This is a genomic window from Bacillus sp. FSL K6-1006 (assembly GCF_038593175.1).
GTDB lineage: Bacteria > Bacillota > Bacilli > Bacillales > Bacillaceae > Bacillus > Bacillus safensis.
On the sequence record NZ_CP151970.1, the window covers coordinates 2,448,764 to 2,473,507 of the forward strand.

General features: G+C 42.5%; 26 protein-coding genes and 1 riboswitch. Of the genes, 5 read left to right on the forward strand and 21 right to left on the reverse strand.

What is annotated here, in order from left to right:
* Positions 1-104: 104 nt before the first annotated feature.
* From NSS65_RS12700 to NSS65_RS12725, 6 genes are all read right to left on the reverse strand, one after another.
* Positions 105-617 (reverse strand): adenine phosphoribosyltransferase, encoded by a 513-nt coding sequence (locus NSS65_RS12700; RefSeq protein WP_034279900.1) that lies wholly within the window; start codon positions 615-617, stop codon positions 105-107.
* Positions 618-640: 23 nt separating this feature from the next.
* On the reverse strand, positions 641-2,965 hold the full coding sequence (gene recJ, locus NSS65_RS12705) for a single-stranded-DNA-specific exonuclease RecJ (RefSeq protein WP_034279898.1): 2,325 nt from the start codon (positions 2,963-2,965) through the stop codon (positions 641-643).
* Between the two features lie 81 nt (positions 2,966-3,046).
* Positions 3,047-3,397 (reverse strand): lipopolysaccharide assembly protein LapA domain-containing protein, encoded by a 351-nt coding sequence (locus NSS65_RS12710; RefSeq protein WP_034279896.1) that lies wholly within the window; start codon positions 3,395-3,397, stop codon positions 3,047-3,049.
* A 101-nt stretch (positions 3,398-3,498) separates the two neighbouring features.
* Positions 3,499-3,987, reverse strand: coding sequence for a cation:proton antiporter regulatory subunit (locus NSS65_RS12715; protein WP_034279894.1), 489 nt, complete (start codon positions 3,985-3,987; stop codon positions 3,499-3,501).
* Between the two features lie 186 nt (positions 3,988-4,173).
* Positions 4,174-6,402: a protein translocase subunit SecDF gene (secDF, locus tag NSS65_RS12720; RefSeq protein ID WP_034279892.1), complete on the reverse strand. Its 2,229-nt coding sequence runs from the start codon at positions 6,400-6,402 to the stop codon at positions 4,174-4,176.
* Between the two features lie 41 nt (positions 6,403-6,443).
* On the reverse strand, positions 6,444-6,740 hold the full coding sequence (locus NSS65_RS12725; RefSeq protein ID WP_003216788.1) for a post-transcriptional regulator: 297 nt from the start codon (positions 6,738-6,740) through the stop codon (positions 6,444-6,446).
* A gap of 116 nt (positions 6,741-6,856) precedes the next feature.
* Between NSS65_RS12725 and spoVB the strand changes: the two genes are divergently transcribed.
* A complete protein-coding gene (spoVB, locus tag NSS65_RS12730) occupies positions 6,857-8,407 on the forward strand; it encodes a stage V sporulation protein B (protein ID WP_034279890.1) in 1,551 nt (516 codons plus the stop codon).
* A gap of 1 nt (position 8,408) precedes the next feature.
* Here the strand turns inward: spoVB and NSS65_RS12735 are convergent, their stop codons facing one another.
* On the reverse strand, positions 8,409-9,071 hold the full coding sequence (locus NSS65_RS12735) for a DUF421 domain-containing protein (RefSeq protein WP_034279889.1): 663 nt from the start codon (positions 9,069-9,071) through the stop codon (positions 8,409-8,411).
* A 152-nt stretch (positions 9,072-9,223) separates the two neighbouring features.
* Here NSS65_RS12735 and NSS65_RS12740 point away from each other — a divergent pair, with 152 nt between their 5' ends.
* A complete protein-coding gene (locus NSS65_RS12740) occupies positions 9,224-9,601 on the forward strand; it encodes a TIGR04086 family membrane protein (RefSeq protein ID WP_034279887.1) in 378 nt (125 codons plus the stop codon).
* A 48-nt stretch (positions 9,602-9,649) separates the two neighbouring features.
* Here the strand turns inward: NSS65_RS12740 and yajC are convergent, their stop codons facing one another.
* The 7 genes from yajC to NSS65_RS12775 all read right to left on the reverse strand — a co-directional run bounded on the left by yajC (position 9,650) and on the right by NSS65_RS12775 (position 14,667).
* Positions 9,650-9,916: a preprotein translocase subunit YajC gene (gene yajC / locus NSS65_RS12745; RefSeq protein WP_008360993.1), complete on the reverse strand. Its 267-nt coding sequence runs from the start codon at positions 9,914-9,916 to the stop codon at positions 9,650-9,652.
* Positions 9,917-9,963: 47 nt separating this feature from the next.
* Complete coding sequence (gene tgt, locus NSS65_RS12750; RefSeq protein WP_024423141.1) at positions 9,964-11,109, reverse strand: tRNA guanosine(34) transglycosylase Tgt; 1,146 nt, start codon at positions 11,107-11,109, stop codon at positions 9,964-9,966.
* A 31-nt stretch (positions 11,110-11,140) separates the two neighbouring features.
* Positions 11,141-12,169, reverse strand: coding sequence for a tRNA preQ1(34) S-adenosylmethionine ribosyltransferase-isomerase QueA (queA, locus tag NSS65_RS12755; RefSeq protein WP_070326445.1), 1,029 nt, complete (start codon positions 12,167-12,169; stop codon positions 11,141-11,143).
* Positions 12,170-12,203: 34 nt separating this feature from the next.
* Entirely contained in the window at positions 12,204-12,404 is a 201-nt protein-coding gene (locus tag NSS65_RS12760; protein ID WP_012010741.1) for a DUF2905 domain-containing protein, read from the reverse strand.
* Complete coding sequence (gene ruvB / locus NSS65_RS12765; RefSeq protein WP_024423143.1) at positions 12,397-13,401, reverse strand: Holliday junction branch migration DNA helicase RuvB; 1,005 nt, start codon at positions 13,399-13,401, stop codon at positions 12,397-12,399. The genes NSS65_RS12760 and ruvB overlap by 8 nt, the downstream gene beginning before the upstream one ends.
* A gap of 11 nt (positions 13,402-13,412) precedes the next feature.
* Positions 13,413-14,018 carry a Holliday junction branch migration protein RuvA gene (gene ruvA, locus NSS65_RS12770; protein ID WP_024423144.1) on the reverse strand — a complete coding sequence of 202 codons (606 nt, stop codon included), beginning with the start codon at positions 14,016-14,018 and terminating at the stop codon, positions 13,413-13,415.
* Between the two features lie 148 nt (positions 14,019-14,166).
* Complete coding sequence (locus NSS65_RS12775; RefSeq protein WP_046312308.1) at positions 14,167-14,667, reverse strand: intercompartmental signaling factor BofC; 501 nt, start codon at positions 14,665-14,667, stop codon at positions 14,167-14,169.
* Between the two features lie 239 nt (positions 14,668-14,906).
* Here NSS65_RS12775 and NSS65_RS12780 point away from each other — a divergent pair, with 239 nt between their 5' ends.
* On the forward strand, positions 14,907-15,551 hold the full coding sequence (locus tag NSS65_RS12780; protein WP_034279877.1) for a serine/threonine protein kinase: 645 nt from the start codon (positions 14,907-14,909) through the stop codon (positions 15,549-15,551).
* Positions 15,552-15,583: 32 nt separating this feature from the next.
* Here NSS65_RS12780 and NSS65_RS12785 read toward each other — a convergent pair whose 3' ends face one another.
* Positions 15,584-15,766 (reverse strand): hypothetical protein, encoded by a 183-nt coding sequence (locus tag NSS65_RS12785; protein WP_008342761.1) that lies wholly within the window; start codon positions 15,764-15,766, stop codon positions 15,584-15,586.
* Positions 15,767-15,958: 192 nt separating this feature from the next.
* On the opposite strand from NSS65_RS12785, the gene NSS65_RS12790 reads away from it, so the two are divergent.
* Positions 15,959-16,105, forward strand: coding sequence for a hypothetical protein (locus tag NSS65_RS12790; RefSeq protein ID WP_170825865.1), 147 nt, complete (start codon positions 15,959-15,961; stop codon positions 16,103-16,105).
* 35 nt (positions 16,106-16,140) lie between these two features.
* On the opposite strand, the gene thiC is transcribed toward NSS65_RS12790, so the two are convergent.
* Positions 16,141-17,901: a phosphomethylpyrimidine synthase ThiC gene (gene thiC / locus NSS65_RS12795; protein WP_034622399.1), complete on the reverse strand. Its 1,761-nt coding sequence runs from the start codon at positions 17,899-17,901 to the stop codon at positions 16,141-16,143.
* A gap of 125 nt (positions 17,902-18,026) precedes the next feature.
* Positions 18,027-18,135: riboswitch (TPP riboswitch) on the reverse strand.
* A 234-nt stretch (positions 18,136-18,369) separates the two neighbouring features.
* On the opposite strand from thiC, the gene NSS65_RS12800 reads away from it, so the two are divergent.
* Positions 18,370-19,002, forward strand: coding sequence for a LysE family transporter (locus tag NSS65_RS12800; RefSeq protein ID WP_024423148.1), 633 nt, complete (start codon positions 18,370-18,372; stop codon positions 19,000-19,002).
* Positions 19,003-19,047: 45 nt separating this feature from the next.
* Here the strand turns inward: NSS65_RS12800 and NSS65_RS12805 are convergent, their stop codons facing one another.
* The 5 genes from NSS65_RS12805 to nadB all read right to left on the reverse strand — a co-directional run bounded on the left by NSS65_RS12805 (position 19,048) and on the right by nadB (position 24,690).
* Positions 19,048-19,665 carry a YhcN/YlaJ family sporulation lipoprotein gene (locus NSS65_RS12805; RefSeq protein ID WP_024423149.1) on the reverse strand — a complete coding sequence of 206 codons (618 nt, stop codon included), beginning with the start codon at positions 19,663-19,665 and terminating at the stop codon, positions 19,048-19,050.
* Between the two features lie 133 nt (positions 19,666-19,798).
* Positions 19,799-21,043 carry a SafA/ExsA family spore coat assembly protein gene (gene safA / locus NSS65_RS12810; protein WP_326134829.1) on the reverse strand — a complete coding sequence of 415 codons (1,245 nt, stop codon included), beginning with the start codon at positions 21,041-21,043 and terminating at the stop codon, positions 19,799-19,801.
* A 131-nt stretch (positions 21,044-21,174) separates the two neighbouring features.
* Positions 21,175-22,284: a quinolinate synthase NadA gene (nadA, locus tag NSS65_RS12815; RefSeq protein ID WP_034279863.1), complete on the reverse strand. Its 1,110-nt coding sequence runs from the start codon at positions 22,282-22,284 to the stop codon at positions 21,175-21,177.
* Positions 22,271-23,134, reverse strand: coding sequence for a carboxylating nicotinate-nucleotide diphosphorylase (nadC, locus tag NSS65_RS12820; protein WP_098677001.1), 864 nt, complete (start codon positions 23,132-23,134; stop codon positions 22,271-22,273). Before nadC ends, nadA begins: the two co-directional genes overlap by 14 nt.
* Entirely contained in the window at positions 23,116-24,690 is a 1,575-nt protein-coding gene (gene nadB, locus NSS65_RS12825) for an L-aspartate oxidase (protein WP_326134830.1), read from the reverse strand. The genes nadC and nadB overlap by 19 nt, the downstream gene beginning before the upstream one ends.
* Positions 24,691-24,744 lie beyond the last annotated feature (54 nt).

The window sequence follows — 24,744 nt, forward strand, 5'->3', positions numbered from 1 at the left end:
ATTATCAAGAAAAATTCGATAGATGTAAAGAGAAGAAGTCCGCTAAAAGATTTTTGATAGGAAAAAAGCACCCTTCTTACTGAGTGCTTTTTACGAAAACTCCATTAGTATTGCATTAACGTCATGATGTCGTAGCCGTCAAGCTTCTTTCTGCCGTCCAGATACGTCAGTTCAATCAAAAATGCAATCCCTGCCACAACGCCGCCTAATTCCTCTACAAGCTTAATGGACGCTTCAATTGTTCCACCAGTCGCAAGTAAGTCATCTGTAATCAGGACACGCTGACCAGGACGAATCGCATCTTTATGAATCGTTAATACATCTTTACCATATTCCAAGCCGTAATCGACTTTAACGACTTCACGAGGAAGCTTTCCTTCTTTACGAACCGGTGCAAAACCTACACCAAGTGCGTATGCTACAGGGCAGCCAATAATGAATCCACGCGCTTCAGGTCCAACAATGAGATCAATGTCTCTTTCCTTCGCGTAATCAACGATTTGATCCGTTGCATAACGGTACACTTCGCCTTTATCCATTAACGTTGTAATATCTTTAAATTGTACACCTTCCTTTGGGTAGTCAGGTACAACTGTCACATATTGTTTTAAATCCATCTTTTCCTTTTCCTCCTCGTACGTCAAAGCACAGGTGAGACTTCGCTCATCATGCTATTCAGCCATTCCTTCAGCTCTTTAGCTGAGGAATATGTTAGTGTTTGATCGAGTTCCATCAATCGTTGTTTTGCTGTATAGGATGCTGATGCCGTTAAATCTTTTTTAGGGGCATCAAGTACTATTGACAGCACACCATTCTCTATTTTAACAAAACCGAGTTCAAAAAACACCTTTGTCATAAAAATGATTGTATCTTTTGTCCAGCCTCTATGTTTGGCAAGGTCCATTCCTTGTTCTTTGATAGGAAAACTTCCCCGTTTAAACAAGAACCCATAAAACCATTTGAATTGGTCACGGCTTGGGAAAGAGGACATAAAATGATCTTCTTTTCTTTGAAAAACCGTATAAATTCTGGCAGGCTTTTGATTTTCTAAAAGCTGCTTCAGCAATTGCTCATCTGCGGGAACATCCGCAAAGACCACATATTTGCCCTGTACATCAAACGTTGATACATTTTCTGCATGAACATGATGAATGGGGATATCGACGTCCTGTTTTGTTGCTTCATCAAAACAGACAACCAAAGATTTTTCTGAATCAAGCGTCGAAACTTTCTTCTCCCAATCCTTTTTCCCGCGCAGATCAAACAGCTGCCATTCATCAACTCGTGCATCTTTTAGCATCAGCTGGGGCTTCTTCCGGTTATTCCATTCATTGACGGACATTTCTCCAATCACGGAAATGCGGCTTCCTGGAACAATTTCTTCTTTTAATTTCCCTTGGTGAAAACCGACACAGTCAAGCAGCTTGTCTTCGTCTTTCAGAGACATTTTAATATGGTTGTGATTTGCCCCAATCGTTCGGATATCTTCAAGCTTCGCATCTTCAATCATAATGAACGGTTTTGGGTTTGACATACCGAATGGTGACAGCATCCCCGCTTCCTCAATCGCTTCAACCGTCAATTCGTCTACCTTGCACACGGCATCGACCCGCTGTATTGGAATAAAATCTTCTTCCGTCAATGTTTCATTTGCATATTGATTTAATCTTTCCCTTAGTAAAGCGACATCATCCGCTCGAAGTGTCATCCCTGCTGCCATCGGGTGCCCCCCGAAATGCGGCAGGATGTCGCGGCATTTGCTTAGATGGAAAAACAGATCGAAGCCAGGAATACTCCGGGCTGATCCTTTTGCCATTTGCGTCTCTTCATCTATTCCAAGCACAATCGCCGGACGAGAAAAAGTATCCGTCAATTTAGAGGCAACAATTCCGACAACGCCCGGATTCCAGCCAGCTTTCGCTACAACGATCGCAGACTGGTCATCACCTGCCTCTTCCACCATTTGAATGGCTTCTTCTGTGATCGTACTGACAATCTTTTGACGTTCTTTATTCAGTTCCTGTACAAAACGAGCGAGCTCTTCTGCTTCATCCTTATCCTCAGTCATCAGAAGATGAACGGCAGGATCTGCCTGTTCAATTCGTCCTACAGCATTCAGCCTTGGCGCAATTTGAAAGCCGACCGTTTCCTCATTGGCTTCTTCTAGAGTGGCTCCCGCTTCTTTCAATAACGCTTTCAGCCCCGGTCTATTCGACTGCCGAAGCTGCACAAGGCCTTTTTTGGCGAGCCACCTATTCTCATCATGAAGCGGTACAAGGTCCGCAATTGTCCCGATTGCTGCAAGATCTAACAGCTGAACTGGCAGCTTCCCAAGCAGTGCATGCGCCACTTTAAACGCTACGCCTACACCAGCAAGTTCTTTAAAGGGATACTCACAGCCAGGCTGCTTAGGATGGACAATAGCAAGTGCCTCAGGCAGCTCCTCACTTGGTTCATGGTGATCTGTAATGATTAGGTCTAACCCTATTTCTTTTGCAATACGTGCTTCATTTACAGCAGCAATGCCTGTATCGACCGTGATGACAAGCGATGCTCCTTGCTCCTTGATATATCGAAATGCCTGTTCATTAGGCCCATAGCCTTCTTTAAATCGATCTGGAATATAAAAGTCTACTATCGCAGACCGCTCTTTTAATGTATGTAAAAGTACAGACGTACTTGTCACACCATCTGCATCATAGTCTCCGAAGATCACAATCGATTCCTGCTCTTCGATCGCTTTGTTGATGCGCTCTACTGCTTCTTTCATTCCTTTTAATAGAAATGGATCATGAAATTCGGCTTTTTGATCAAATAAAAAAGACCTCGCCTCTTCTACTTCTTCAATTCCTCTTTTTACGAGAAGCGATGCAGTCAGCGCTGAAATATTCAGATTTTCAGAGAGTGATTTCACTTTTTCTTCGCTTGGATGTTCATATTCCCAGCGCATTTTGGATAATAACATAAATTCACCCCTCAACCACACTATTATACTAGAGTGGCCTGAGGGGTTTCAATTTTTATTTTATGAAATTGTGCTGGAAGATTATTTTTCCTTCCGGTCAAATGATGCTGGCTGTTCTTTTAAAGGCGTGACATGAGATTTCTTTTGAAGATCTCTGTCTGCCTTTTTCGTCGCCGCAGCAGGTGCAGCGGCTGCACGCTCAGCTTTTAATGCTTTTAGTTCACGTTTCAGTTTCACAATTTGGAAGATCCCTGCAAATGCCACAATCAGCCCGCCCATTAAAACTGAACCGATAATGACAAGGATCAGCGGCCATTCAGCCGTTCCAAATAAGTAGTGTACCTCGACAGGCCGTACATTAATCACGGCAAATACTGAGACAATTAATACGAAAATAAATGCGAGTATGATGGTCCATTGTTGTTTGTTCATCTACATATCCCCCAAGCTTTTTCTTTTATTCTTCCCTTTTCGCTGCCTTTTTTAAACACCGAAAGAAAGCAGTGGAAGAAAACCTATCAGCATGGGCATCATCAGCTGCTGAGTTTTTCTTTAATCAGATTCTTTAATTCTTTTCTTTCTCCAGAAATGACAAGGGTATCCCCTTCTTCGATAATGGTATCTGGTCCTGGATTTAAAATCTTCTCATGTGATTTTCTCACAATGGCGATGACTGTTACTTGATAGTTTTGGCGAACATTGAGGTCACCGATGCTTCTTTGAACAGCTGGTGCATTCTTTTCAATTTTAAACCATTCAATCACCAGTTCATCAATTGCTACCTCTACGGTTTCAAGCGCTTTCGGCTTATAGACCATGCCGCCTAAAATAGCCGCAATTTGTCTTGCTTCTTCATCGTTTAGCAGGATGCCAGAAATCGTTTCTTCATGGTCGTCCTCATGAAAATGATACATTTCTCTTCTGCCGTCATCATGTGTAATGATGGCAAGCTTCTCATTATTTCTTGTGATCATTTCGGCTTTATGACCGATACCTGGCAGTTCAGTTTCCCGAACCTTCATAACAGCCCCTCCAATGAATAAAGCCAAATGCCTAAACAGACACTTGCTTTCTATACTGGTCTAAACGTAAGTCATTATAGCAAAAGACCATTTTAAGATCAATGAAACCCGAAATGTTTTTTCAAATCATCTTATTTTCAGAAAAATCGATAGAAAAAGACTGCCGAAAAAGGCAGTCTTTCTAGATTAAATATCTTGATCTGTATCAATCTTAGCTGGTTTTTTCAGCTCACGGCCTTTCCACATCAGCCAAATTTGTGCCGCGATATAAAGGGATGAGTACACCCCTGTTAATAAGCCGACAAGTAAGGCGATGGAGAAGTTTGTAATCGACGCTGATCCGAAGATAAGCAGTGCGACAACAACGACAAGTACAGTCAGCACCGTGTTGACAGATCGCGTAAAGGTTTGCTGTAAGCTTAAGTTCACAATGTACGATAGATCTTCAATGGTTTTCGGTTTACGTTTCTTCATTTGCTCACGAACCCTGTCGAAGGTAACGATCGTGTCGTTGATCGAGTACCCAATGACCGTGAGGATCGCGGCAATGAAGGTGACATCCACCTCTAAGCGCGTAATACTAAAGAAGGCGACAATAAAGAATGCATCGTACAGCAGTGAGATAATCGCCGCAATCGCCATCTTATACTCAAAACGGACGGATACATATAAAATGATCCCAATGGAAGCAATGATGACGGCATATAGCGCATTACGGGCAAGTTCTTTACCGACAGTCGGTGATACTGTACTTACGTTCGGCTCAGTGCCGTATTTATCTTTGAAGTAATCCTTCACTTCAGCGATTTTTTCTTTGTTCGGCACCCCGACAAATCGAGCAGCTGCCTGATTTTCTTTTTGCCCCGACAGCACAACACTGTCTGCTTCAAGACCAAGCTTTTTAAAGTCTTGCTCTACTTGTGCAGTTGTCAGCTTGTGATCGCTTTGAACATCAATTCTCGTTCCACTAGCAAAGTCAATACCAGCATTGAGCTTGAAGATCGAAAGGACGATGATTCCCGCAATAGTAACAGCTATGGAGAAAATCATAAAGCCTTTACGTTTGCTGACGAAATCCCATTTATCAAATGGCGTTTTCGGTTCGGTATTTTCTGTAGTTTCGTGGATACTCATGATGTCTTTTTTGCGGACACCAAACCAGCCTTTTTTGCGGTCGAGCGCACGGCTTTCTACAAGCAGTCCAAGAAGGAATCTTGATAGGAATACAGCCGTGATAAAGCTTGTTAAAATCGAGAGGATGAGCATTGTTGCAAATCCTTTTACAGAGCTTGTCCCGAAGAAGAACAGCACTCCGCCGGCAATAATACTTGTTAAGTTTGCATCAAAGATGGTCGCAAATGATCTGCGGTTCCCTGACCTGAAAGCAGAACGGACAGATTTGCCGAGCTTCAGCTCTTCTTTGATCCGCTCATAAGTAATAATGTTGGCATCAACAGCCATCCCTACCCCTAGAATAAGTGCGGCAATTCCAGGCAGTGTCATGACCGCGCCCATCCAGTCAAACACTTGCAGCGTAATGTAGATATAGGCTGAGAGTGTGATGACAGCTATAAGACCAGGTAATCGGTAATAAAGCAGCATGAATAAGAAGATAAATGCGATTCCTACAATTCCTGCGAACACTGTTTCGTTCAGTGCTTGTTCACCAAACTGTGCACTCACAGATGTGGAATATTTTTCTGTTAATTTTACTGGCAATGCCCCGGCATTTAAAATACTTGCGAGGTCTTTTGCCTCTTGGACAGTAAATTTCCCTTCAATTTGTACGTCACTGCTGTTAATCTCTTGATTCACATTTGGTGCAGATACATACTTGTGGTTTGATTTTGAGACTTCTTTTTTGAAGGAATCTCCTTTGTGATAATCAAGCCAAATGACAAGCTGGTTATTCGGCGCCATCGCTGCTACTTTTCTTGTGACGTCACCAAATTTTTTCGCATCCTTTAGTTTAACCGTCACAATTGGCTCATTCGTTTGACTGAATGTTTGTTTTGCACTGTTTTCGACTAGGTCAGCCCCGTTAAGAAGTTCTTTATCATTCGTATCTCTGAAGGATAGCTGTGCTTCAGTGGAAAGAATCTCCCTAGCTCTGTTTTGATCTTTTACCCCTGCAAGCTGCACACGGATACGATTATTGCCTTCAATCGAGATGTTCGGCTCACTTACACCTAGCACATTGGCTCTTCGGTTTAAAGCCTCCACTGTACTAACGAGAACACTATTTGTGATCTTGTCCTCTTTTTTCACTGGATGTACATCATACAGGACTTCAAATCCACCCTGTAAATCCAGCCCTAGCGTCATATCTTTCGCAACAGGCTTTGTCAGTAAGCCCACGCCAGTTCCGATTAACAGAACCACTAAGAAAAACGCAAGAATGCGCCCTTTTTTCATTATGTATTTCCTCCTTAAACACCTGAATCCATTAAGATGGCTTATTTCAACAGTTCATCAAGCATATTCTTGCCATCTTCACTGTCCAAAAAAGCAGACGTTTTAAACGACTGAACGGTTGCATAGTTCATAAATTCGCCTATTTTCACAGATAAAATATCTGCAACCATTTCATGAATCGGATACTCTTGTTTTTTCTTCCACTTCTTATTCTCTAAGTATGACCATAATTCCTCTAAATCTACATCTTTATAGCCCAAAACGATGAATTCTTCAAGCTTACTGAACAGAAAAGGCTTTAAATGGTCTTTGTATATAGCAGCTGGGTGTTGTGTCATTGCGTAGCTCCCCCTTTTCAGTTTTTTATCGAGAGACTTGTCATGCTTGGACGATATACACGCATATCTTATTGTATATGATTCTATGTCGTTTGAGAAGGCAGGTGATCTGTGATTTGACGAAGCAAACGTTTTTAAAGGGGACCATTATTTTAATTTTAGCAGGTTTTATCACGAGAATATTGGGTTTTGTCAATCGAATTGTCATTGCGAGGTTCATTGGCGAAGAAGGGGTCGGGCTTTATATGATGGCTGCACCTACCTTTTTTCTCGCCGTGACGCTCACACAATTCGGACTGCCTGTCGCCATTAGTAAGCTTGTCGCAGAAGCAGAAGCCCGGGGTGACAAACAGAAAACAAAACGTATTCTGGTCATGTCCCTTGCGATAACAGGAACACTCAGCCTGATATTCACTCCGCTCTTTTTATGGTTTGCGCCCATCATGGCAGAAAATATGCTGACTGATCCTAGAACGGTCTATCCACTGCTTGCCATTACACCCGTCGTACCAGTCATCGCCATTTCCAGTGTGTTAAGAGGCTATTTCCAGGGCAGACAGCAGATGAGCCCGCTTGCGATGTCTCAAGTTCTGGAGCAGGTCGCAAGAATTTCACTAGTGGCAGTATGTACAACGGCTTTCCTTCCTTACGGGATTGAATTTGCGGCAGCAGGTGCGATGATTTCATCTGTGATTGGAGAGATGATTTCACTTGCTTACTTACTGATCGCCTTCCGCTATAAAAAGACGATTCGTATTCGAAAACGATTTTTTAAGGCGATTCATGACGGGAAGGACACGTTTAAACAGCTGATGAGCATTGCCCTGCCAACAACAGGCAGCCGTTTTATCGGGAATATTTCGTGGTTTTTAGAGCCGATTGTTGTCGCGCAAAGTCTTGCCATTGCTGGTTATGCAGCTGTAGAGGCGACAAGGCAGTACGGGGAGTTGACTGGTCTTGCCCTGACCCTTTTGACACTGCCTAGTTTTATTACGTATTCACTCTCCACTGCATTAGTTCCGGCGATCAGTGAAGGAATGGAGCAGAACAAACGTAAAACGGTCGAATACCGGCTGAAGCAGGCGATGCGCCTTTGTTTACTCAGCGGAGGCATTTCATGTATTATTCTTTTCGTTTACGCAGAAGATTTAACGCTCTTTATGTATGGTTCATCGCACGCGGCCATTTATGTGAAATTCATGGCGCCATTTTTCCTTCTTTATTATTTTCAAGGGCCCCTTCAAGCCGTGCTTCAAGCACTCAATTTAGCTGGTGCGGCGATGACCAACAGCCTGATAGGTGCAATTGTGAAAACAGGGATGATTTTTGTCCTTGCTTCCCAGCCTGGCTTTGGCATTATGGGCGCAGCACTTGCGATCTTAATCGGCATCATCCTTGTCACGCTGCTCCATGCGGCAACTGTCGGAAAGGTGCTGCCTATTCATTTACCATTAAAGGAATATGGACTATGCGTCCTTGTGATTATCGGTACAGGGGCTGTCAGCCTTTGGCTGAAATCTCAAGTAGATGGACTCTTTTCTGCTCCTATTGAACTTGTGACGCTCATTTTTGTTACGTGCACGCTCTATGTCATTCTATTAATCTGCCTAGGGCTAGTGAAACGAGAAGAGCTGCGCCGCATCCCGTTCATTGGGAAGCTGTTTTAGCTCATCTCTTTTTGATCACTTCATCTTTCAAATCAATATAAAATGTTTTTTGATTAAAGCTGCAGTAAGAGATTTGATCGATATCATGATAGCCTCTTTTAGCAAGCTCATCTTTCAACCACTGTTCATTTTGATTGATTTGCTTAAGGTGGTCATGCTGCACGACACCGTCCGCAACAAGTGGAAGCTCAAGCGCTGCATGTTTGCGCTTGTTTTCTTTTTCGACAACGGCGAGCTTTCCAGACGGCTCTAAAATGGCGTAAGAGACATCCTGAATGCTGTCGATGTTATTTTCTCTTAATTGAATGAGAAGGTCATCAAAATTGTATCGCTGTTTTCTCATTGCACCCTCGTCTATTTTCCCATTGATGATGAGCAGGGCCGGTTTGCCGTCAAGAAAGCGCCGGACGCCTTGGAATTTCAGTGAGAGGTAAGCAAGTGTGATTTGAATGAAGGTTAACAGCAGGATTGGCCATACCGTATGTAACATGTGATCCTCTACTTCTTCTATGGCGAGAACCGCAATTTCTGCGATCATCATAAAAATGACTAGATCTAAAATGCTCAGCTCGCCAATTTCCCTTTTGCCCATTAAGCGAAATATAAACCAAATAAGAAAATATAAAATGATGGTTCTCATGGAAATGATTAAGATATCCTGCATGTGATGTAAACCCTCCTTCTCCAACATAGCTTGTGTCAAAACACTTTATTTATGTAGAAAAGAAACGTCTGAAACATGTCTATTTTTTCTTCACTGTGAATACATTTTAGTAAAAGACAAGCTTCGTTCAATTGGAGAGGAGACGAATCTACATGCAGGAAACGAAACATATTGGAAAAGGCATTTTATCCGGCTTAATTGCCATTTTTGTCGTGATGGTTGTCACAAGTTTACTTGTGTCGCTCATGCTTACATTCACAAGTATGCAGGAAACATCATTTAAATGGATGATTATGATTTTGTCCTTTGCTGCCCTTTTATTAGGAGGCATCATTTCTGGAGGGAAAGCAAAGGAGCGTGGCTGGCTGATTGGTGCGGTCACGTCTATCATTTTTTCCCTCACTGTATTTCTATTTCAATATTTGGGATTTGGAAAAACGTTTTCACCAGAGCAGTTTATCTATCATGGAGCATTTTTAGGCATTTGTATGCTGGGGGGAATGATTGGCGTCAATCTTCGAGGCAAATAAAAAAAGAGCGGTTATATCGCTCTTTTTTTATGGCTATGTATCAGAGGATTAGCCTTTGTCAGCTAATTCTCTAATAGCACGACGATCGAAAGTTAAACGGTTGTTTTCGCTTGTTTTGATGACCACTTTTGATTCATCAATTGAGTCGATTTCACCGTGTAAACCACCGATTGTGACGATTTTATCGCCTTTTGATAAAGATTGCTGCATCTGACGCACAGCTTTCTGTTGCTTTTGCTGTGGACGGATTAACAAGAAGTAAAGCACAGCAAACATGACAACAATCATAATGATTGAACCCATACCACCATCCATTCTATTTCACCCCTTTCTAAAGCATTGTAAAGCCTTTCGTTTATGCGTTAAAAGTTTTTCGCATTCGGTTTGTTAAAGCCGTAACGCTCAAAAAACTCTTCTTTAAAATCACCTAAACGATCCTCACGGATAGCTTCTCTCACTTGCTCCATTAATTTTAACAGAAAATGAAGATTATGATAAGTTGTTAATCGAATTCCGAACGTTTCATTTGTTCTGATGAGATGTCTAATATAGGCACGTGTATAGTTTTTACATGTATAGCAGTCACAGTTTTCATCGATTGGTCTAAAGTCACGCTCATATTTTGCATTTTTCACAACAAGACGGCCTTCACTTGTCATCAAGGTGCCGTTTCTTGCAATTCGCGTCGGCAGTACGCAGTCAAACATATCTACACCGCGAATGGCGCCGTCAATTAAGGAGTCTGGTGAGCCGACACCCATTAGGTACCTAGGCTTGTCTGCCGGTAAAAATGGTGTTGTGAACTCTAGTACACGATTCATCACATCTTTTGGTTCCCCTACAGATAAGCCTCCGATGGCGTAACCTGGGAAATCAAGTGAAACAAGGTCTTTTGCACTTTGTTTTCGAAGCTCTTCGTATTCTCCGCCTTGGACAATTCCAAACAGCCCTTGATCCTCAGGACGCTGGTGCGCTGTTAGACAGCGCTCTGCCCATCTGCTTGTCCGCTCCACAGAACGTTTCATATAATCGTACTCTGCAGGATACGGCGGGCATTCATCAAATGCCATCATAATATCAGAGCCAAGTGCATTTTGGATGTCCATAGCTTTTTCAGGAGATAGGAACAGCTTGTCTCCGTTTAAATGATTACGGAAGTGAACGCCTTCTTCTTCAATTTTTCTAAATTCACTCAATGAAAAAACTTGGAATCCGCCTGAATCTGTTAGGATTGCTCGATCCCAGTTCATAAATTTGTGCAGACCGCCTGCTTCCTTTACGATATCGTGACCTGGACGGAGCCATAGGTGGTACGTATTGCTTAAGATGATGCCTGCATCCATAGCCTTTAATTCTTCAGGCGCCATTGTTTTGACTGTAGCCAGTGTACCTACTGGCATAAATACAGGTGTTTCAAAGGAGCCGTGCGGTGTATGAACGCGGCCAAGACGTGCACCTGTCTGTTTACATGATTTAATGAACTCATAACGTATCGGTAATTGCGACAAAAATGAGCCCTCCTGTCTTTGTTGTATGATGTTATTGAATCAGCATGGCATCGCCAAAGCTGAAGAATCGGTATTCCTCTTTAACAGCCTCATTGTACGCTTTAAGTACGTGCTCTCGTCCAGCTAATGCGCTGACAAGCATAATTAACGAAGATTTTGGCAGATGGAAATTCGTGATCATGCCGTCAATTGCCTTGAATGTGTAGCCAGGGTAAATAAAGATCGACGTCCAGCCGCTTGAGGCTTTGAACTCACCATCATGTGCACTTGCAATGGTTTCAAGCGTTCTTGTTGACGTTGTGCCGACTGAAATAATCCGCCCGCCTTCCTTGCGAATGCGGTTAAGCTCATCAGCTGTTTCTTCATTCATTTCATAAAACTCTGCGTGCATTTCATGTTCTTCAATACGTTCTGCACTTACCGGACGAAATGTGCCAAGCCCTACGTGCAGCGTAATGAAAGCAATGTGTACACCTTTCGCTTTCAGCGCATCCAGCAGCTCGGTTGTAAAGTGGAGACCGGCAGTTGGCGCAGCAGCGGAGCCAATCTCTTTTGAATAAACGGTTTGATAGCGTTCACGGTCGTCAAGCTGCTCTTTAATATATGGAGGCAGCGGCATTTCACCAAGGGATTCAAGCACTTCATAAAAAATGCCTGTATATTGAAACTCGACTTTTCTTCCGCCATGTTCCATTTCCTCTGTGCATACTGCTTTGAGCCGTCCATCACCAAACGTGATAACCGTCCCTTTTTTCACCCGTTTGGCTGGTTTGACAAGTGTTTCCCAGTTGTCTCCCTCTTCTTGTTTCAATAGAAGCAGCTCTACTTTGGCACCTGTATCCTCTTTCATACCAAACAGACGTGCAGGCAGAACGCGCGTATTGTTTAGAACGAGACAATCACCCTTTTGAAAATAATTGATGATTTGTGAGAATGTATCATGTGTAATCGCACCCGTTTGTTTGTTTAAGACCATCAGTCTTGATGCATCTCTTTTTTCAAGCGGCACTTGTGCAATCAATCTTTCTGGTAAATCAAAATCAAATAGTTCTAGCTTCATTTCCTTCACCTATTCTGTAGTTAACTAGTTAACGTTATTTCATCCGTCCAAAGATATTAAGTAATATGGTTAGTACGATGCTAATGACAATGCATGTAATGACAGGAAAAAAGAACGTTACATTTCCTTTTTTCACAAAAATATCACCTGGAAGCTTACCAACCAATTGAAATACTAATCCTGCGGCAAAAAGGACACCACCTAAAATCATTAATATTTTAGGGAATTCAGTCACGAATCGGAACCTCCATTTGAAAATGTTCATACGCTTCTCTTGTGACGACCCGCCCTCTTGGTGTTCTTTGCAGGAAACCAATTTGCAGTAAGTACGGTTCGTACACATCTTCAATCGTATGTGATTCTTCTCCAATTGTCGCTGAGATCGTATCAAGCCCAACAGGACCGCCTCTAAATTTTTCGATCATACTTAAAAGCAGCTTATGGTCTATATGATCAAGGCCAAGCCTGTCGACTTGAAGACGCTCTAGGGCATCTTCCGCAATATCCTGCGTAATGGCATGATTCCCAAGCACCTGCGCAAAATCTCTTACTCTTCTGAGCAAACGATTGGCAACCCTCGGTGTTCCCCGGGAACGTCTCGCAATCTCTTCAGCAGAGCGAATATCGATCCCAATCTCAAACAGCTCGGCTGTTCTTGCCACAATGTGAGCCAAATCTCTTTGTTCATAGTATTCCAATCTTGCATGTACCCCAAACCTATCACGAAGCGGCGCTGTTAACAGCCCGACACGGGTTGTTGCACCTACAAGCGTAAATGGCGGTAAATCAAGCCGTACAGAGCGTGCTGTATCTCCTTTTCCAATGACAATATCTAAACAAAAGTCCTCCATTGCTGGGTACAGCACTTCTTCAATTGAGCGCTGCAAGCGGTGAATTTCATCAATAAACAATACATCACCTGGCTCAAGAGATGTTAAGATGGCCGCCAAATCACCAGGACGTTCAATCGCTGGTCCTGACGTTGTACGCAGCTGAACATTCATTTCATTGGCAATGATCGACGCAAGCGTTGTTTTCCCAAGTCCAGGAGGTCCATATAAAAGGACGTGATCAAGCGTTTCCTGCCTCATGCGGGCAGCTTCAATAAATACGCTGAGGTTATCCTTTACTTTTTGCTGACCGATATATTGGCTAAGTGTCTGTGGCCGCAGACTTTGCTCAATGGCTGATTCATGGTTGTCTGCTTCAGTTGAGACGAGCCGTTCATCCATGAGACATCACCCTATTTCAACATTTTTTGTAAAGCTTTTTTCACATATTGATCGGTTGTGAGATTCTTTTCTTCTTTTAATAATGGAAGAACCTTTTTGATTTCACGATCACCGTATCCAAGGACACTTAAGGCTTCAAGCGCTTCATCTAATGCAGTTTGCTGCGTTTCGACCTGAATGTGGTCCTCGTGATTAAATAAGTTGCCAATCATTTCTGGCACCACATCTGCAAGTTTACCTTTTAGATCCAGAATGATTTGGCGTGCTGTTTTTTTGCCCACACCAGGGAATTTAATCAGGAACGCTTCATCTTCACGTTCTATCGCTGAAATGACAGCGCCAGGATCCCCGGAAGCAAGAATGGCGAGTGCGCCCTTTGGCCCAATTCCTGTGACATTTAACAGTTTTGTGAACAGCGCTTTTTCTTCTCGTGTTTGAAAACCGTATAACGAAAAGGCGTCTTCCTTTATGTAATGATACGTATAAATCGTTTCTTGTTTATTTACTCGATAGATAAACGGGTTTGGGGTATAGACTTGATATCCCACTCCGCCGTTTTCAATGACAACATATTGCGGGCACACATAATCAATGGTCCCTTTTACAAACTCTATCACCGTTTTCACCTCTTTGACTGTTCTTCATTGTAACATAAATCGAAGAGAAAACCGCAATAAAAGTTAACATACGTTCGCTCAGTACATTTTTATGATGAAACCACGAAAAACAGCTTGTGGCCTTCACACCAGCAAGCTGTTACACGCTTTAAAACGATACTTCATTTCGATAAGGCTTCATGACTTCAAGCACATGCTCAAATTCATCCTTTGTTCGAAAAGGAATGCCTTGCTCAAGCTGCTTTTCCACATGACTTTCTAAACGGGACGTATCAATTTGAAAAAAGAGATGAATAGGCTCCGCCCAGCCGTCAGGCCTTCCATGAAACGTAGAAATCACACCGTCCTCTGATAATCCGATATATCCATTTGCTTTACTTAATGGAGAGATATCATCAATTTGCTTTCTAAAAAGGGCAAAATCCTCTTTTTGTTCTACGAGCGTCCAGCCTTTATACTGCGCCCAGAATGTGTCTTTGTCTTCTAATGATGCCCGGTGTCTTTCAATACTCACATCGCCGTCTAGATAGACTTTTTCAAGCTGGACGGTAATAGAGTTTGACTGCTTTTGCAAGTGTTCTTTCCCTTCCATATCCGCAGCAAAAAAAAGCACACTTGTCATGATAAGTCCTGTAACGAAACATTTCATCTTCACTTTCACTATTTACACCTCTTTAGAACATGAGATCGATGCATGACATATGTAGTTTGACCCATTTTTCTAAACATTAACCAAATCGTTCATTCAAATGTATGGTAAGAGTCTTTCGTTGTATCCTTCATTCGTAAATGTTATGTTTTATACAATCCATTGCTTTATCGAATGACACGGTTTTTTCATCATTCGTTTTTCAGCCGCATAAACTGAAACCAAAGAAGGTGAAGTCAATGTCAGATGTCAAAAGATTAGCCGAATCGATTCAATATCATGAAGAGAAACGTTTTCATAAGCTTGCCTATAAACCGGCAGAGCTTGAACTGTGCGGCAAAGGAAGAAGTGCCTATGTCTTTTTATACAAAAAAGACGGCAAGAAAATGGCACTAAAAGTCTTTTTCCCTTCTTATCAGCATATTGCCCGCAAAGAGGCTGCCATTTACGAAAAACTTTCTGGTTCGTCTTACTACCCTGAGATTTATGAGTCTGGGGATCAGTATATTTTAATGGAATATATTAAAGGCTACACATTCTATGAATGCCTTACAAAAGGAATTCCTATTAAAAAACAAATGATTGAACAAGTCGATGATGCGCTGGAGGAAGCGCGCGAGAAAGGATTGAATCCTTCTGATATTCATCTGCGCAATTTGATCTTAACAAAAGAAGGACGGATCAGGGTCATTGACGTTGCCAGATTCACGCAAACGAAAGCATGTCATCAATGGGATGATTTAAAAGCCGCTTATGCCTATTACCAAAAACCTTTTTTCCCTAAAAAAGCACCGCGTCTGTGGCTTGAAGTCATTGCATATTTGTATAAAAAGAACTGGCTGTCCCGCGGGCAGCTTAATAATCGAAATGATTTTTCTGCATAATGAAAGCCGCTCTCTTTGAGCGGCTTTCTGCGTTATTCTGTTTCTACATGGATACTATTGACGTTTAATAGGTTAATGATTTCATTATTCAGCTTAAACCAATGATTGGCTTCTTCAATTTTTTTATACACATCATAGGTAGCTGGACGTTTGAGCTCGAAATCAAGCACTTCCCCATTGTTCATATGAAATGTTACCTTAAATACTTTCATCATAAAGATCACCTTCCACTCTTCTTGTTCGCTGGTCAAATAGATCAGCTCTTTTCATTCATTCTCTATTCAACTCGTTTCCCCTCCTTGTTTCCATTCAAACCCAAGAAGTTTAAATTTTGTTTAAATTCACACAACATATCTATCTCTCAGATCTGCAAAGAAGTATATTGATTAAAAAGGAGGCTGCCCTTAATGAAGCAGAAAAAGAAACGAACATCTCCCAAAAAACAAACAGTCTTTTTTCATTTAACAGATGCTCTCATTCCAAGTGTGGACATGCTGGCATATGCAGCAAAGGCATTTGTTCACCTTTTAAGAAAAGCCTTCTCAGCCGTTTGATAAAACCCCGCACAGCATGCGTGCGAGGTTCTTTTTTAGGGCTGATAAATTTGACTTCCCTGACTGACAAACTCCTTCGCCTTCTTTTCCATCTCTCTTTTCACTTCTTCAGATTGATTGCGGATATCATGAGAAATTTTCATACTGCAAAACTTCGGTCCGCACATCGAGCAAAAGTGAGCGGTTTTAGCGCCTTCGGCAGGCAATGTCTCATCATGGAACGCCAAGGCTCTTTCTGGATCAAGTGACAGGTTGAATTGGTCCCGCCATCTAAATTCAAACCTTGCTTTCGATAAAGCATCATCACGCTTTTGAGCCGCAGGATGTCCTTTTGCTAGATCAGCGGCATGTGCGGCAATTTTATAGGCGATCACGCCTTCTCTCACATCTTCTTTGTTCGGCAGACCTAAATGCTCTTTTGGTGTTACATAGCACAGCATGGCTGTTCCGTACCAGCCGATCATGGCCGCACCGATGGCGGATGTAATGTGATCATACCCCGGCGCAATATCTGTTGTAAGAGGCCCTAACGTATAAAATGGGGCTTCCTTGCAAATGTCCATTTGCTTGTCCACATTCTCTTTAATTTTATCCATTGGGACATGGCCGGGTCCTTCAATCATCACCTGCACATCATGTTTCCAAGCGATCTCTGTTAACTCACCTAACGTTTCCAGCTCTGCAAACTGCGCCTTATCATTGGCATCAGCAATCGAACCTGGTCTAAGTCCATCTCCAAGTGAAAAGGCAATATCATACGTTTTCATAATTTCACAAATGTCTTCGAAGTGCGTGTAGAGGAAATTCTCTTGATGATGAGCAAGACACCATCTTGCCATAATTGCCCCGCCTCTTGAAACAATTCCGGTCACCCGATCAACTGTGAGCGGAATATATCTTAACAGCACGCCCGCATGAATTGTAAAATAATCTACACCTTGTTCTGCTTGTTCAATTAATGTGTCTCTGTACACGTCCCACGTCAAATCTTCTGCGACTCCATTCACTTTTTCAAGGGCCTGATAAATAGGAACGGTTCCTACTGGAACTGGGCAATTCCGAATGATCCATTCTCTCGTTGTATGAATATCCTTTCCAGTAGACAGATCCATCATTGTGTCTGCCCCCCATCTGATCGCCCACGTCATCTTTTCTACCTCTTCATTAATGGATGACGTGACAGCTGAATTGCCAATATTCGCATTGATTTTGACATGAAAATTCCTTCCGATAATCATTGGTTCACTTTCTGGATGGTTAATATTCGAAGGAATAACGGCTCTTCCGCTCGCTACTTCCTCTCTAACAAACTCAGGGCTTAGCTCTTCTCTTATTGCGATAAACTCCATTTCAGGCGTAATGATGCCTTTTTTGGCATAATGCATTTGCGTCACGCGCGCTCCTTGTTTCGCGCGGAGCGGCTTATGATGAAAATCAGTTTGGACAGAATGGAAGGACTCCTTCTCCCTTGAACGATATCCGTTATCTTCCGGTTTTACATGACGCCCTTCATAGCTTTCTGTATCTCCTCTTTCTTCAATCCATGCTGCCCTAAGACGCTTTAATCCTTTTGTGACGTCAATATGAACGTTCTCATCAGTGTACGGTCCACTCGTATCGTATACACGGACTGGTTCATTTTTTATGTCGCCCGCCTCTGTCACAGTATGTGAGAGCGCAATCTCTCTTTTCGGCACTAAGATATCGGGCCTTGATCCTTTCTCATACACCTTTCGGCTTCCGTCAAAGCTGGATAATAATGATTGGTTGGATGGGACACTTTTCTTTTCCTTCATTTGCTGTTCTCTCCTTTTCTTCTTGTCACGGACAGGATGGAATCAGCACCAGCAAAAAACCAGGCTCTATTTAAAGAACCTGGTTTCGTCGTCAGAAATAAACATGCATATCATTGATAGGATACATGCATCATCTTCAACTTCCCCACGCTGGTACGAGCCAGATCAGGTCCAAAGGGTTAAGAAGCTTATGCTTCTCTCTCAGCCCATTTACGGGCACCCCTAGTCACTTTTATTGATTTCCACATCAGTGTAGCATAGAGACATCATGAAGAAAAGAAGATTCAGGAAAATAGTTCCTTTCCCCTACAAGCGTTATGGATCATGTTGATATACAGTCTTCATACATCATCTATCTCTATCATTTCAATCAAATCTGAAATAAACATTGATCCTTTCCTCCTATTATGTATAATTAATCTAAACGGAGAATTTTTATACAATTTAATCAAAGGAAGTTCTAGTCGATTGCAAACATTTCTCACATTTATCGTCGTAGGATTCTCAATTGCTCTGCCTGTTGGAGCAATCACGGTTGAAATGACAAAACAGGGACTCAAAAACGGATTCTTTCATGGTTTAACTGTCGGAGCAGGCGGTATGACCATAGACTTATTACTTATTTTGGCTTTATATGCTGGATTTGCTCAGTTTTTATCTTTGCCGTTTGTTCAAATCCCGCTCTGGCTGATCGGAGCTGTATTTTTAATGATTCTCGCATACGATTCCATTAAAAATGCGGATCAAGATATCCATTTAGCAGGAGAAAAGGTCAATAAATCATTCGCAAAAACATATCGAAACGGCTTGCTCGTGGCGGTATCTCCTGGAAATCTTGTGTTCTGGGTTTCTGTTTTTGGTGCTGTACTTGCGGATGCGTATACAAAAACAGATTCATCTGAATTTATGCTGGCTGCCGGCGGTATTTTGGCAGGGATTCTCCTTCATGACATCGGTCTTCTCACACTTGTATCCTTAACAAGAAAAGTGATGAATCGAACGATGATCAAGTGGACATCCATTATTGCTGGTATTTTATTACTAGGGTTTGGCTGTTATTTCTTTTACGAATTTTATATAGGCATCAAGGTTTATTTTTAAGAAAAGGCTAAAGTTCGTAATGAACTTTAGCCTTTTTGTGTCAAACTATCGGGTCATGCCTGTTTGGCCTGTTTCAAATTGCGTTCTTCTCATGTCTCTAAAGCGTGTGAATGCACCTTCATCTTTTATGACTTGGACTGCTCTTCCATCCGCATAACGAGTCGCTGCTTCTTCTACTTGTGATACGCCTTCTGACGTCAGGCGGCCATCTGATTTAATGGCAATATACACATTCTCATCCGTCACCATGACTTGAGAGTCTGCCACGTGATTCATTTTATTGATGCGGTTGGCAATTTTTCTTGAACGCTGGATGTTCTCTTGTTTATCGTAGCCCGAGAACGACATTTGGTTATGATAGTTCATATCTCCATGACTGTAGCGTCCATCTCCACCTGTGAGAGGCATTCGATCATCAGCTTGAGGACGTGTACGGTAATCAACATTTGTTGTATTTCTCCCGTTCATTCCCTCCATAAGTTCAGAAACTGGTCCTTGATGATCTTGGTTGTTGTCTTCTGCTCGTTGATTTGAATGATAACCAACCGGCTGGCCTGATTGATTATGACGTGTATCGACACCTGCGTTATTATTTGCACCACATGCCGTTAAACCAATAGGAAGAAGCACTAATGCGATTGTTTTTTGCCATTTTTGTCTCAAACGAAAAACCCCCTGTACAAATTCAATCTCATGAGCGCGAAACAGGCTCTGTTTTAGCATGTACAGTTAGGAAAAAAATCAAGCTGTCAGTTATAAACAAAAAAAGGAACGATTGAGATCGTTCCTTCTGTCATTAATCTTCTTCCTCTTCCTCCGGCCTTGCAAAAACGGATTGACCTGGATATGGCTGCATATAAGGCTGAGCTGGATAAGCCCCCATTTGGGCATAAGGAACAGGATTCGGATCATGTCCTGGCCAAGGCTGATGATGCTTCATGCCATCATCGCATCCGCAGTCTCCCTTTCCATATGCTGGATTTGAAACATTTGGATAAAACCCTTGATTTGCGTTGGCATTTGCGTTGGCGTTTGAATGCATATGGTGATGCCAGTGATGTCCGTCGTTTGCATGGTGCTCATGATTCTCTCCGTAGTAAGCTGGCGCTTGATACGCAGGATAATACGGATGAGCCGGGTATGGATATGGCATCATATGATGATGATAATATGGCTGGATTGGATAACATAGGCCTGATCCCGGTAAAATTGGCGATGCCGGCACCATTTGCTGCGGATATGGATACATCGCCGGCATGTAATGACCATAACCAAAATAAGGATCATATGGTTCATGATGATGGTGCTGATGATGATGCTCGTTATTTTCAGCCACTCCCCCTACCGCTGCCCCTCCCATATTTGGCATTTGCGGGAAGTTAGGAAGGTTCGGATAATTGCCATGCTCCATGTCTTTTCCCTCCTCTTTTTGATGCGGAATATGAATAAACGGATCATACCCCTTCGCTACTTCTTCTTTTAGATGACCTTTATTTTCATGATGAAAATGGTCCTTGTTATCTTTATGTTCCTTATTTTCATGATGAAAATGATCCTTGTTATCTTTATGGTCTTTATTTTCGTGATGAAAATGATCCTTGTGATCCTTTTTGTGATGAACGTGATCTTTTTTCTCATGATGATCTTTTTTGGGAGGAGGCGTGAATGGCTGGTAGAGATTGGTCTGATAATAGTTCACATCGACTTGCGGAAAAACTGGCTGCTCGATCTTTGGCACTGGCGGTACATATGGTACCGGTTCATTTGGCTTTTCCTTCGGTTTCGTATCTTGCACTTGCACAACATCTTTTGGCTTTTCTTTCACATACGGATGTTCTTTCGTTTTTAGCATTTCTTTTGCTTTGTGATGATCTGTTTTCACAGGAACACCACTAGATGGAATTTTAATCTTCATACCCGGCATGATCAAATCAGGATTACTGAGCTGTGAATTTAGTTTTTTCAATTCTTGAAAGTCGACTCCGTATTTCTTTGAAATTTTCCAAAGGGAGTCTCCTTTTTGCACAATATGAATTTTCAACGTTTTCCCCTCCTATGCAAAACGTGAACGTAACGGTTATGTCAGAAGTACAATATGTTTCAACATAAATTTATGCCTATTTACAAGCCGATATGATAAAAACTTGTTTTCTGATAGGAGGGGCTGATTCATTATTTAATGGTGAGCATTTTCTTGAGTGCAAGCAATGCGTCTTTCGTGATGTCTTCATTGACCTGTATCAACCCGGCCGGCTGACCCTTCTCAATGCTTTCAAGTGACCATAACAAATGAGGCAGATCAATCCGGTTCATAGTCAAACATGGACACATATCTGGGTTAAGGGATTCAATTTGTTTATCTGGGTGCTGCGCTATGATCCGTTTGACTAAATTCATCTCTGTTCCAATCGCCCATTTGCTTCCTGCTGGTGCCTGTTTGATCGTATCAATAATAAATTTCGTTGAACCTGCTAGGTCAGAAGCCCTTACGACCTCATGCGTGCATTCAGGATGGACAAGAATTTGAATGTCACGGTCTTTTTTTCTCATTTCTTCTATATTCTGAACGGTAAACTTCTCGTGTACGGAGCAATGGCCTTTCCATAAAATCATCTTAATACGAGAAAGCGGCTGATCGGTGATGAGCTTTTCTTCTATCTGATCCCACACAGCCATTTCTTCTAGCGGAATACCTAAATCAAAAGCCGTATTACGCCCTAGATGCTGATCAGGGAGAAACAGAATCCGCTCTTTTTGTGTCAGTGCCCACTCGAGTACTTTTTTAGCGTTTGACGAAGTAACAGTCGCCCCGCCATGCTTGCCGACAAATGCTTTAATATCTGCTGTTGAATTGACGTACGTAAGCGGAAGTATTGTATCCCCAAACAGATCAGTGAGCTGCTCCCATGCTCTGTCTGTTTGTTTCATGTTCGCCATATCTGCCATTGAACAGCCCGCCCTCATATCTGGCAAAACGACGCTTTGATTCTTGTTTGACAGCATATCTGCCGTTTCTGCCATAAAGTGAACACCGCAGAACACAATGTATTCAGCCTCGTGATTGTCGGCAGCTATTTGTGCCAGCTGCAATGAATCTCCTGTGGCATCTGCAAATTCGATGACCTCATCCTTTTGATAATGGTGGCCCGGTATAAAAAGCTTTGAACCAAAAGCCCGCTTAATTTCTAACACTCGCTGCTTCATCTCATCATCAGAGCGGTGTTTATATTCATCTGGCATCATGACTGCATGTTGATTGGCTAATACATTAAGCATAGACATGAGTCGTTCCCCCTTTATGACTGAATTCCATATTCATACTAAAATCAAACGCTGGAGCAGAATGAGTCAGAAAACCAAGTGAAATAAGATCGACTCCTGTCCCCCTGTAGCTTGGCAATGTCTCTAACGTGATGCCCCCTGAAGCCTCTGTCAGAATGGACTCTGGCGTCATTTGTTTAAAACGTTTTACCTCGTCCGGAGAGCAGTTATCAAACATGATGACATCCGCTTTTGCTTCAATGGCTTCCATTAGCTGCGTTTCTGATTCAATTTCCACTTCAATTTTCACCATATGACCGGCATATGCTCTTGCTTTCTCTACAGCTTCACGGATAGAACCGCATGCGGCAATATGATTATCTTTAATCATCACCCCATCTGATAAGCCAAAGCGATGATTCTTTCCACCGCCTGTCTTTACTGCGTATTTTTCTAACATACGCAAGCCGGGTGTCGTTTTTCTCGTATCACAAATCGTAATAGACGGGTCACCTAATCGCTGCACCGCCTCATGTGTTAAGGTGGCGATACCTGTCATTCGCTGCAATAGATTTAAAATGACCCTCTCTCCCTTTAATAAGTCGTTGACTGGGCCCTTTATTTTCGCCAGTACAGCGCCTGAATGAATCCAATCACCTTCTTGAAAAAACAGCTCAGTTTGAATCTGTTCATTCAACAGGCGGTACCCTGTATCAATCAGTTGTGACCCTGCCAATACACCAGATTGTTTCGCAATGATAAGAGCTGTTCCTTTCTTGTCTCCAAAGATGGCATCAGCTGATACATCTCCAAAACCAATATCCTCTGTGAAAAAATGAGTGAGCATTTGTTTTAACTGTAAACGTTCCATTTGGCACCGATCCTTTCATTTTTCATAATGTGAATGTGGCCTTTTTCATGAACAATCTGCCTGCCCTGCCACAACGCATCACTCCGCTCTGGATAATCCATTCGATAATGGCCGCCTCTGCTTTCTGTACGAAGTAATGCAGATTTAGCAAGGCAAACCGCTAATGCCCATTGATTGCTTAATTCGATCTGTTCATTTGTGATATCCTTCACATTAATTTGCTGAAAATTGACATGTTGCAGCGAATGAAGCAAAGTCTGCAAGCCTTTTTCATCTCTCACAATGGCCGCAAATGTAGTCATCCATTGTCTTAGCTGAGCTGTTGAAATCATTGGGACCATCCATATTTCTTGAATAGAAAAAGGTGGACTTGTTTCTTTCAGTTTAGGCAGCTGTTCAATTCTCTGTGCCGCTTTGCTGCCTAACACGAGACCTTCCAGAAGAGAATTACTCGCCAATCGATTCGCACCGTGTAAGCCAGTGCAGGCCGCTTCTCCAATGGCAAATAGTGCTGGAACAGTCGTTTCTCCATATTCATTCACGCTGATACCGCCCATTAAAAAGTGCATACCTGGGGAAATTGGCAGCCTGCCGCTTGCCATATCGACGCCTGCACGCTGGCACATCGCATCTATTGCTGGAAAACGAGCTGAAAAATGCGGAATATCATGGATGTTAAGATACAATTGATGACCTAATTGCTGCTCATGAAAAATCGCTCTAGCGACCACATCTCTAGGTGCTAAATCAGCTTGCGGGTGAATATCTTTCATGATCCGCCTGCCTGTTTCATCTTCTAAATAAGCTCCCTCTCCCCGTACTGCCTCTGAAATGAGACCAGCTGCTTTTCCCGCGATTGTTAAAAGAGTAGGATGGAATTGAACAAATTCGAGATCCACTAATTGCGCCCCGGCTCGATAGGCCATCATCAGTCCGTCGCCTGTTACAGAAGGATCATTTGTGTTTGTCTCATATAGGGAGCCGCAGCCGCCAGTTGATAAAACAACGGCATCTGCGGTCATCGTATGTACGTGTCCTGTCTCGTCTTTCCACACAACACCCGTACATGTCCCTTCATGAATAAATAGATCAATGACATGATGATATTCGTATAAATGAATATGTGAGCCGAGCTGACTTTTCAGAAACTGTACAAGAGTTTTACCTGATTGATCTCCTCCCGCGTGCAAGATGCGATGAGTAGTATGTGCTCCCTCTTTGCCTAATTGCGGATCTCCCGTCTCATCTTGATCAAATGGACAGCCTTCTGCTACGAGCTGCTCCACAAGATGTTTTCCAAGTTTCACGATTTCTTGTACAATTCTTTCATCATTGTGGTCACAGCCGGCAGCTAGTGTATCCTGCACATGCTGCTGAACTGAATCATGTGCTGAAAAGGCAGCAGCGATTCCTCCTTGTGCCAGCATGGAATTACTAGATGAAAATTGTTTTTTTGTCATCATGATGACCTGGCAGCTTTTCGAAATGGTTTTTGCAAAGGAAAGCGCTGCAATGCCTGATCCCACCACAATGACTTTTTTGATTGATGACACCATCGCCCCTCCTGTCATTTACACCTGTCTTGACACATATCATTACACAACACTAAA

Coding starts and splice junctions, on each gene's coding strand:
- NSS65_RS12700 (WP_034279900.1), bottom strand. CDS start 617: ATGGATTTAAAACAATATGTGACAGTTGTACCTGACTACCCAAAGGAA.
- recJ (WP_034279898.1), bottom strand. CDS start 2,965: ATGTTATTATCCAAAATGCGCTGGGAATATGAACATCCAAGCGAAGAA.
- NSS65_RS12710 (WP_034279896.1), bottom strand. CDS start 3,397: ATGAACAAACAACAATGGACCATCATACTCGCATTTATTTTCGTATTA.
- NSS65_RS12715 (WP_034279894.1), bottom strand. CDS start 3,987: ATGAAGGTTCGGGAAACTGAACTGCCAGGTATCGGTCATAAAGCCGAA.
- secDF (WP_034279892.1), bottom strand. CDS start 6,402: ATGAAAAAAGGGCGCATTCTTGCGTTTTTCTTAGTGGTTCTGTTAATC.
- NSS65_RS12725 (WP_003216788.1), bottom strand. CDS start 6,740: ATGACACAACACCCAGCTGCTATATACAAAGACCATTTAAAGCCTTTT.
- NSS65_RS12735 (WP_034279889.1), bottom strand. CDS start 9,071: ATGCAGGATATCTTAATCATTTCCATGAGAACCATCATTTTATATTTT.
- NSS65_RS12740 (WP_034279887.1), top strand. CDS start 9,224: ATGCAGGAAACGAAACATATTGGAAAAGGCATTTTATCCGGCTTAATT.
- yajC (WP_008360993.1), bottom strand. CDS start 9,916: ATGGATGGTGGTATGGGTTCAATCATTATGATTGTTGTCATGTTTGCT.
- queA (WP_070326445.1), bottom strand. CDS start 12,169: ATGAAGCTAGAACTATTTGATTTTGATTTACCAGAAAGATTGATTGCA.
- ruvB (WP_024423143.1), bottom strand. CDS start 13,401: ATGGATGAACGGCTCGTCTCAACTGAAGCAGACAACCATGAATCAGCC.
- NSS65_RS12775 (WP_046312308.1), bottom strand. CDS start 14,667: ATGAAATGTTTCGTTACAGGACTTATCATGACAAGTGTGCTTTTTTTT.
- NSS65_RS12780 (WP_034279877.1), top strand. CDS start 14,907: ATGTCAGATGTCAAAAGATTAGCCGAATCGATTCAATATCATGAAGAG.
- NSS65_RS12785 (WP_008342761.1), bottom strand. CDS start 15,766: ATGATGAAAGTATTTAAGGTAACATTTCATATGAACAATGGGGAAGTG.
- NSS65_RS12790 (WP_170825865.1), top strand. CDS start 15,959: ATGAAGCAGAAAAAGAAACGAACATCTCCCAAAAAACAAACAGTCTTT.
- thiC (WP_034622399.1), bottom strand. CDS start 17,901: ATGAAGGAAAAGAAAAGTGTCCCATCCAACCAATCATTATTATCCAGC.
- nadA (WP_034279863.1), bottom strand. CDS start 22,284: ATGTCTATGCTTAATGTATTAGCCAATCAACATGCAGTCATGATGCCA.
- nadC (WP_098677001.1), bottom strand. CDS start 23,134: ATGGAACGTTTACAGTTAAAACAAATGCTCACTCATTTTTTCACAGAG.
- nadB (WP_326134830.1), bottom strand. CDS start 24,690: ATGGTGTCATCAATCAAAAAAGTCATTGTGGTGGGATCAGGCATTGCA.